The sequence below is a fragment of the Streptomyces sp. genome, assembly GCF_031178505.1.
In the GTDB taxonomy this organism is placed as follows: domain Bacteria; phylum Actinomycetota; class Actinomycetes; order Streptomycetales; family Streptomycetaceae; genus Streptomyces; species Streptomyces gulbargensis.
Map to the genome: position 1 here is coordinate 1 of NZ_JAPSIW010000322.1, position 7,387 is coordinate 7,387.

Sequence of the window (7,387 nt, forward strand, 5' to 3'; positions counted from 1 at the left end):
TCACGCTGCCTCAACCCGGAAAGCACCACCTATGAGAAGCATTAAACATCTCCTCACCTTGCTGTTCGCGGCTGTCCTCGCCAGCGGTCTGGCCGGCGGGACCGCCCTGCTTGCACCGGGCACGCCGCTTGTTGCGCATGCTGCCAGCCCCGCGCCTCCGGATGGTCGTGTGGTGGTTGACCGGGGGCACGTCGACCTCGCTCCCCGCTTCGTCGACGGTGCGTGGCGTGTCCAGGTTCGCGATGGCACCCTCGAACCATCAGTGTGGCGTGAGACGGACGATGTAGTGTTCCACGTTCGCGATACCGCCGAACTGACCATGCCGGATGACCCCGCCTACGCGTTCGTCGGAAAGGCTGCGGGGCAGGCAGTTCATGTGGTACCCCAGACGGAGATGCCAGGAGTCGTCTGGATCGGTTGGAACACGCAGGATCCGGGCGTGATTGAGGGTGTTAAGCGGCAGATTGCTTACACACTCGTGGACGTGGAGGGCCCCGGCGATCTCCTGCTCTACCTCCAGAGCGGCAACCTTACGGCCCCGCAGGTGCTGTGGGATTCGCGTGAAACCGGGCTCCAGGATATCTTCATGGACACCAACGTCCACACTCACGGGAACTGGATCTTTACGGAGCCGGGCACGTACCTGCTCACGGTCGAATTCGCCGCCGAACTCGCCGACGGGACACCCTTGGTGGACCGGAAGGTGCTGCGCTTCGCCGTCGGCGACTCAGCGGACACTCAGGCGGTGTTCGACGCCGTTCCCGCCGCAGCCGAGGGGAAGACGGAAACCAGGGGCAACAAAGGCGGGGCCGAGGCTGCGACACTGGCGGGAACGGGGCCGTTCGGCCTTCCTGCAGAAGCGGTGACGGCCGCTATGACGGGGGTGGGTGCCGTCGGAATCCTCGCGATTGGGGTGATCGTCGCAGTCGCGGCCGTGCGTGGACGACGCGCCAAGGCAGCCGCAGCGGCGGAGCTTGTTCATGCCCGCGGGCCCGAACGGGAGCCCGCCAAAGCCGGGGAGACGCGGGCGTGAGCGCCTTGGCTTCCGGAAATGCCGCCGCAGGAGGATGCGTTCTTGGCCCTCCTGCCCCGCTTATCAAGGTTGCGAACCTTGCCGTGCGACTCAGCGGGCGGGAGGTGCTCACGGACGTGGATCTACAGGTCAGGGCCGGAGAACTCGTGGGACTGGTAGGCCCCAATGGCGCAGGTAAGACGACGCTCCTGCGCTCGATCCTCGGGCTCGTGAAGCCATCGAAGGGTTATGTGCACGTCAGCGCGGCGCGGATCGGCCGGAGCCGCCAGCGGCTCGGCTACGTGCCGCAGAAGCACGAGTTCGCGTGGGAATTCCCCATCACGGTCGAGGACGCCGTTATGACCGGCCGCACTGCAGCCCTGGGCTGGCTGCGGCGTCCCGGCCTCGAGGACTGGCGCGCTGTCAACGCCGCGCTCGACCGCGTCCAGCTGGCCGATCTGCATCACCGCACGGTGGGGGAGCTCTCTGGTGGGCAGAAGCAACGCGTCCTGGTGGCCCGCGCACTGGCCCTGGTGCCGCAGGGTCTCCTGCTCGACGAGCCGTTCACCGGGCTGGATATCCCTACTCAACAGCTTCTCACCGGGCTCTTCGAGGAACTGACCTCCGAAGGAACGGCCATAGTGATGGCAACCCATGACCTGGCCGGCGCCGTTGCGGATTGCACGCGCCTGTGCCTCGTGAACCGGACCGTCGTGGCCGACGGGACGCCGGCCGACGTCGTAGCGACTGACGGGTGGATGCGGGCCTTTGGTGCGCAACCTTCGCTGGGAACCCATTCCCGGCGAGGGTTTGGAACCGGGCCAAACACTGTGCTGCCTGCCGAACAGACCGAAATGGTGGGTGCCTGATGTCCTTCGCTGATTTCCTCGCCGATCTGGCTAACCCGGACCTCGCCTTCCTCCCGCGTGCGCTGCTCGTGGCTGTCGCCTCGTCAGTACTTTGCGGGATCGTGGGTAACTTTGTGGTGTTGCGGGGCATGGCCTTTATCGGCGATGCCGTCTCACATGCCGTGTTTCCGGGCCTCGCCGTCGCGTTCGTCCTTCAAGGCAATCTGATCCTCGGTGGAGCGGTGGCGGGAGTAGTCACGGCACTCCTGATCGCAGTGTTCACTCAGCACCGCCGGCTGCGCGAGGATTCGGTCATCGGTGTGTTCTTCGCTGCGGCGTTCGCTCTGGGTATCGTCGTGGTGAGCCGCGCGCCAGGATATTCCGGCTCGCTTGAGTCCTTCCTCTTCGGCTCGATCACGGGGATCCCGGATGAGGACGTCATCACGGTTGCCGTAGGCACGGTCCTCGTTCTCGGCGTTCTGGCCGCGCTGCACAAGGAGTTCGTGGCCGTGAGTATCGACAGGGATATGGCGCGCGCGTCGGGGCTGCCCGTGATGTGGCTCGACATGGCACTCTATGTGCTCGTGACCATCGCGGTGGTCCTTTCTCTCCAGACCATCGGTACCATCCTCGTCCTCGCCCTCCTCATAACACCGGCCGCAACCGCGCGCCTGCTCACAGACAGCCTGGGCCGCATGATGCTCCTCGCGCCGCTCATCGGAGGAGGCGCGGCAGCAGTGGGCCTCTATGTGTCATGGAGCTGGGACCTGCCCGTCGGCGGGACGATCGTGCTCGTGGCCACCGGACTGTTCGTCGCGGCATGGGCTGCGGCGCCCCGGCATGGAATCCTCTGGCGTCTGGTCCACCGCAAGACGCCGAACCCGCCCGATCAAGTGTCTGAGCCGGCTGAATTGACTAAGGCGGCGTAAACCAGTAGGGTCCAGCTTGTTTGAGAATCATTCTCAATAACGATGGTCATCCACCGTCCGCACACCACTCGCACCAGAAAGGTGCCCATGCTGCACTCTTCCATTTCGGTCTCCTCATCCTCAACGTCCGGAGCGCACACACCCACAGCGACAGTAAGGCCCCGCAGGTCCCTGGGGCTTGCCGGGTCAGTGGCCGCCGGCGTCGCGGCGCTCGTCCTCGCATTCGGGGTCCCGGCCGCTAGTGCCGCGACCTACCACGTCTCACAAGGGCATGCTGACATTGCCCGCGCGAGCATCAACCCCACGGCAAACAAGCTCATCCTGGGCCTCAACCATGAGTACACGGGCGCGTACTACACGGCTGCCCAGGTTGCTGCGTCGCCCACCAAAGAACCGGTGGTCGACGTCGTGGTGACCCAGCGTGAGGGCTCTTCGTGGGTTATCAAGGCCAACGACTCCAATCCGTCCCAGCTCCTCGCGGGCTTCGCCCTGTCCGGCTCGGAAGCACCCGAGGGGATCGGCGCCGAGGGAGTTCTCGTCAACGGTGACCGCATTGCCTACAGCGTTGTCCCGGCGTCCGGGAACCCGGGCAGCGTAAGCGTTGTGTTTGATTCGACCCAGAACGTTGTTTCCTCGGGAACCACACACACCGCGAGGGTGGCAGACGTGACGGCCCCCGAGGCGCTCCACGTCCACCCGAAGTGGACCTTTTCCGCAGCGGGTACCTACTACGTGACCATCAAGGCCTCGAACGTTGAGGGCAAAGTAGCTGCGTCCGATCCTCTGACCTACAAGATCGTCACCAAATAGTCGACGGCGGGTGCCGGGATTCTCATCCCGGCACCCGCGGGGCATCCCGCCCCAAATCCCACCCGCACCCTGGAAAGCCACAACGTGACCCGGTTAAGACCCCTCCGCACCGCTTCCGCCGTGGTCCTCCTGACCGCCGCGCTGCTCAGCTCCGTCGCGGGGGTCCCGGCGTGGGCCACCGAGCCGGCTCCTGCACCCGCGCCGCCCACGTCCACTGCTTCCGAGCCTGAACCGGTTGACCCGGCTCCAGCCCCGGACCCAGATCCGGCCACCGAGCCTTCAGGCCCGACTCCCACACCGGACACAGATCCCGCCCCTGAACCTTCAAGCCCGGCTCCTGCCCCAGCGCCTTCCGTCGACTCGAGCACGCCGGCGCCGTCCGCGTCTGAACCGCTCACCCCGACAGACCCAGCCGTGGGCGCAGATCCTGACGCCGCCACCGGGCCGACTGCAACTGCAAAGCAGGGCGAATCCTCGGAGTCCTCCGGGCTGCGGACGGTGCGCACGAGCGCGGGCGACCTTCCTGTTCTCGACCACGGCCGCGTGAGCCTCGCACCCAAGATCAACCCGTTCGCGGGCAACCCGCTTGTCGTTGAGACGATCACGCCGGGCTACGGTGTGGACACGGAGCATTGGGGCTCCGGTTTCAACGGCGATTACCGGAACCAGCAGTTTTTCCCGGCCGGAGGCGCGGTCCTCAACATCCCGGCCGCGGATCGCGCGGACGATGGCACCTACACCACACCAGGAATGGCCCTGGACGGGACAGTAGGCACCTCCGGGCTGACGCCGGTGGATTACGCGACAGGGCAGAACGCGCGGCTCTTCCTCCAGACCCACTTGCTGAATGGGCAGGCTGACTTCATGATTCCGGATGCGCAGCCGGAGATCAACCGGCGCTCCACGGCCACAACAGACCTGAGACCCAGCACGAACGGGTACCTGGCCCTGACCGGGGCTTTCACGCCTGAAGGCACTCACGCGACGGTGACGGGGCGGGGCCCGGGCGGGGTGGCGACGTCGGCAGGATGGGACACCCGCACACTCGGCTCTGACCCCGCACAACCGCGGCTCGGCATGAGCCCGAACAACTCCATCTACGCACTCCAGGCCGGCTTCAGCGCTCCGGGCGTCTATTGCCTCACCATCGAGATGGCACCCGTCCTGCGCAGCAGCGGCAACCAGCCCGCTCCGAGCACGGCAACTTACACGGTGGTGGCCGGGGACCTTCCGGCGACGGTTCCAATGTGCAGCGCCGGAGGCAGGCCTGATCCTGTCCCAGGTGACGGTGGCCCCGGCCCGGGCGGGCCCGCTGAGAAGCCGGTGACTGTCTTCACCACTGGCCATGTTGACGTCCGCGCCCCGCTGGCCAACGACGGCGGGTCCCTTGCCCTGCTCATCGACGCCGGTACCTACGGCCGCATTCCCTTCCGTGACGTTGTTACTTCCGGGCTCGAGCAAACCACAGTTCCCTCACCCAGCGCCGCCTCGGACCTGTCCGCGATAGCACCAGCCGGCAGCCCTCTCTGGTTCTGGAGCGAAGGAGGAGGCAACTCCTCGACACATCTCTGGCCGGGTGTGAGCGGGCAGGACTTCGTGCCGGGATCTATGGGCCCCTACTCGTCACAGGACCTTAGCCTGATGGAGGTCCGCGGTCCCGCAGGCGGTTCGTTCGCCCTCTACGACAGTCGGGCTGTGACCGAACGTTTCGACCCGTCGTCGCTCCTTTGGTCCACGCGCAGCGGGCTGCCGCAGAGCCTTTCCGTGGGAGCCGCTAACCACCGCCACTTCACGTGGGCGTTCACTGCAGAGGGCAAATACTGCCTGGCCATCAACGCCAAGATGCTCAAGGGTGACGGCACACGCGTGGGCCAGGACGCCCGCCTGACTGTCTGGGTCGGCGATCCTGCCAAGGCCAAGGACCAGGTCCCGTGCGACCGTCCCGCCGGGCTCGACGGCCTGGCCACGCTCTCACACGGCAAGGAGCCTGTGGCCGTAACGGAGCCCGACCGCAAAGTGGCGGACACCGGGCTCGTGGCACTGGAACCCCGTCTCGATGAAGGAAAAATTGCAGTGGGCGCACGCGTTCACACCACCACCACGGCGTCTGCCCGGGACGTCGATCCAAGCCGGATCGTCATCTCGAGCTCAGTCCGCAATGGCACCAACTATGTCTTCGGACCCGACGGCGCATGGGGTGCGCCCGGTCTGCGCTTTTCAACGGACCGGCTCGACCCCGCGGGGATCGTAGGGGAGGCCGGGGTTAGCCTGGGCACCGTAATCGGGCCGGGAACTGTTACGGCGGAGCGCTCGACCGGCGCTGTCCTGTCCTCCGATACCTCAGCGGGGCGGACCCAAGCGGACCTCGCCCCGCGCTCGCTCAACATGCTGGTGTGGAGCTTCTCTGCGCCCGGCGTGTACTGTGTCCCACTCACATTTTCGGCTGTTCCTAAAGTAACGGGGGCAGCCTCGAGCACGACGACGACTCTCACCATCGCGGTAGGGAGCACCACGCCGGGGGAGCCTGACTACGTCAACCGTGTCGCCGTCGTACCCTGCGCGTCCGGCGGGACCGGCACCGGGCCGGCCCCGGCCCCAACGCCCAAACCGACGCCGGATCCCGGCACGGGCACGCAGCCCAGCAACGTGACCGTCATCGGTGCTGGGCACCTTGACCTGGCGAGCCGCCAGCTGGGCGGCATGTTCACCACCCAGGTTAAGGACTCCAGCCAAGGCACCGTCGTCTATCGTGACCCTGCCAAGACCGTCCTGCAGGTCCGCGATGCAGCCCGCAGACCTGTCACTGCTGGCTCGCCGTTCGGGTTCATCGGCACCGAAGGCTCCACTGCCTATGTACTGGGGCAAAGCGAGGAGGCAGGGCTCATCTGGCCCGGCTGGTCCACAGAAGAGGTCCCAGAAGCCGGGGACGTGACATGGACGCTCAAGAAGCTTGGCACCACAGGCAGCGAGGGTGCGGCACCCGGGAAGATGGCCTTGTACCAGCTGGGCACGTTCGGCGCAGCTGCAATGAAGTTCAACACCACGGACGGTACGAACCAGTTCACCATTCCGTCCGGCGTCCACCAGCATGGCACGTGGGTGTTCTCCCACCCGGGGGTGTACTGCATGGCGTTCAATCGGACTGCAGCCACGGGTGCCAGCAGTGACTTCACCGTCGCGTGGACCGTGGGCGAGTCAGTGGACGCATCGACGGTGGATCCCGGCGACTGTTTCGCGGGGAAGTCCATCGACACAATCGACGGCGGCGTGAAAACCGCGCCGATCGTCTCTACCAGTGCGGTGCCTGATGCTGCACAAGGTGCGGCAGGCGGCCGGGCGGTTGCGGGCAGCCCCGTGGGACCCGGCACGGTCTGCCTGCCCGGTGCGCCTGCGAAGGCGGGCGGTGCCCTGCCCGGTTGGCTGGAGGAATCCGAAACTGGCAAGGCCAGCACATCCGCCGGGGCCGGGATCGCGGCCGGCGCAGCAGTGATCGCCGCCGGGCACGTGGACTACGCGACCCGCGTGATTGACGGGCGCCTGCGCTCCTTTCTGAAGGACGGAACCACCGCCGTGCCGGCCTGGCGGGAGCCGGGCGAGGTTGTCCTGAATGTGGGAGCCAGCGCTGCCACCCGCATACCGGAGGGCGCATTCGGCTTCCTCGGCGAACCTGGAGCGATCGTGTACCAGTTGCCGCAGACGCAGGCCGCAGGCCTTCCATGGCTGGGGTGGAACACCCAATCGCTGGGGTCCGATGTGGTGGGGCCCGTGACCTGGTCGCTCGATAACGT

At 66.5% G+C, this 7,387-nt stretch carries 5 protein-coding genes; all 5 read left to right on the top strand.

Going from position 1 to position 7,387, the window contains the following annotated elements:
• Positions 1–1,033 (top strand): choice-of-anchor M domain-containing protein (locus RIF68_RS20580; protein WP_309052760.1); only part of this gene is annotated, 1,033 nt, incomplete at its 5' end.
• A 116-nt stretch (positions 1,034–1,149) separates the two neighbouring features.
• Positions 1,150–1,881 (top strand): anchored repeat-type ABC transporter ATP-binding subunit, encoded by a 732-nt coding sequence (locus tag RIF68_RS20585; protein WP_309052761.1) that lies wholly within the window; start codon positions 1,150–1,152, stop codon positions 1,879–1,881.
• Positions 1,881–2,789, top strand: coding sequence for an anchored repeat-type ABC transporter permease subunit (locus RIF68_RS20590; RefSeq protein ID WP_309052762.1), 909 nt, complete (start codon positions 1,881–1,883; stop codon positions 2,787–2,789). Before RIF68_RS20585 ends, RIF68_RS20590 begins: the two co-directional genes overlap by 1 nt.
• A gap of 189 nt (positions 2,790–2,978) precedes the next feature.
• The gene (locus RIF68_RS20595; protein WP_309052763.1) at positions 2,979–3,599 is read left to right on the top strand and encodes a TIGR03769 domain-containing protein; all 621 of its coding nucleotides are present in this window, start codon (positions 2,979–2,981) and stop codon (positions 3,597–3,599) included.
• Between the two features lie 543 nt (positions 3,600–4,142).
• On the top strand, positions 4,143–7,387 hold a 3,245-nt coding region (locus RIF68_RS20600), incomplete at its 3' end, for a choice-of-anchor M domain-containing protein (protein WP_309052764.1).

Excerpts from the sequence above, each read along its gene's own strand:
- RIF68_RS20590 (WP_309052762.1), top strand. The coding sequence starts at position 1,881 with ATGTCCTTCGCTGATTTCCTCGCCGATCTGGCTAACCCGGACCTCGCC.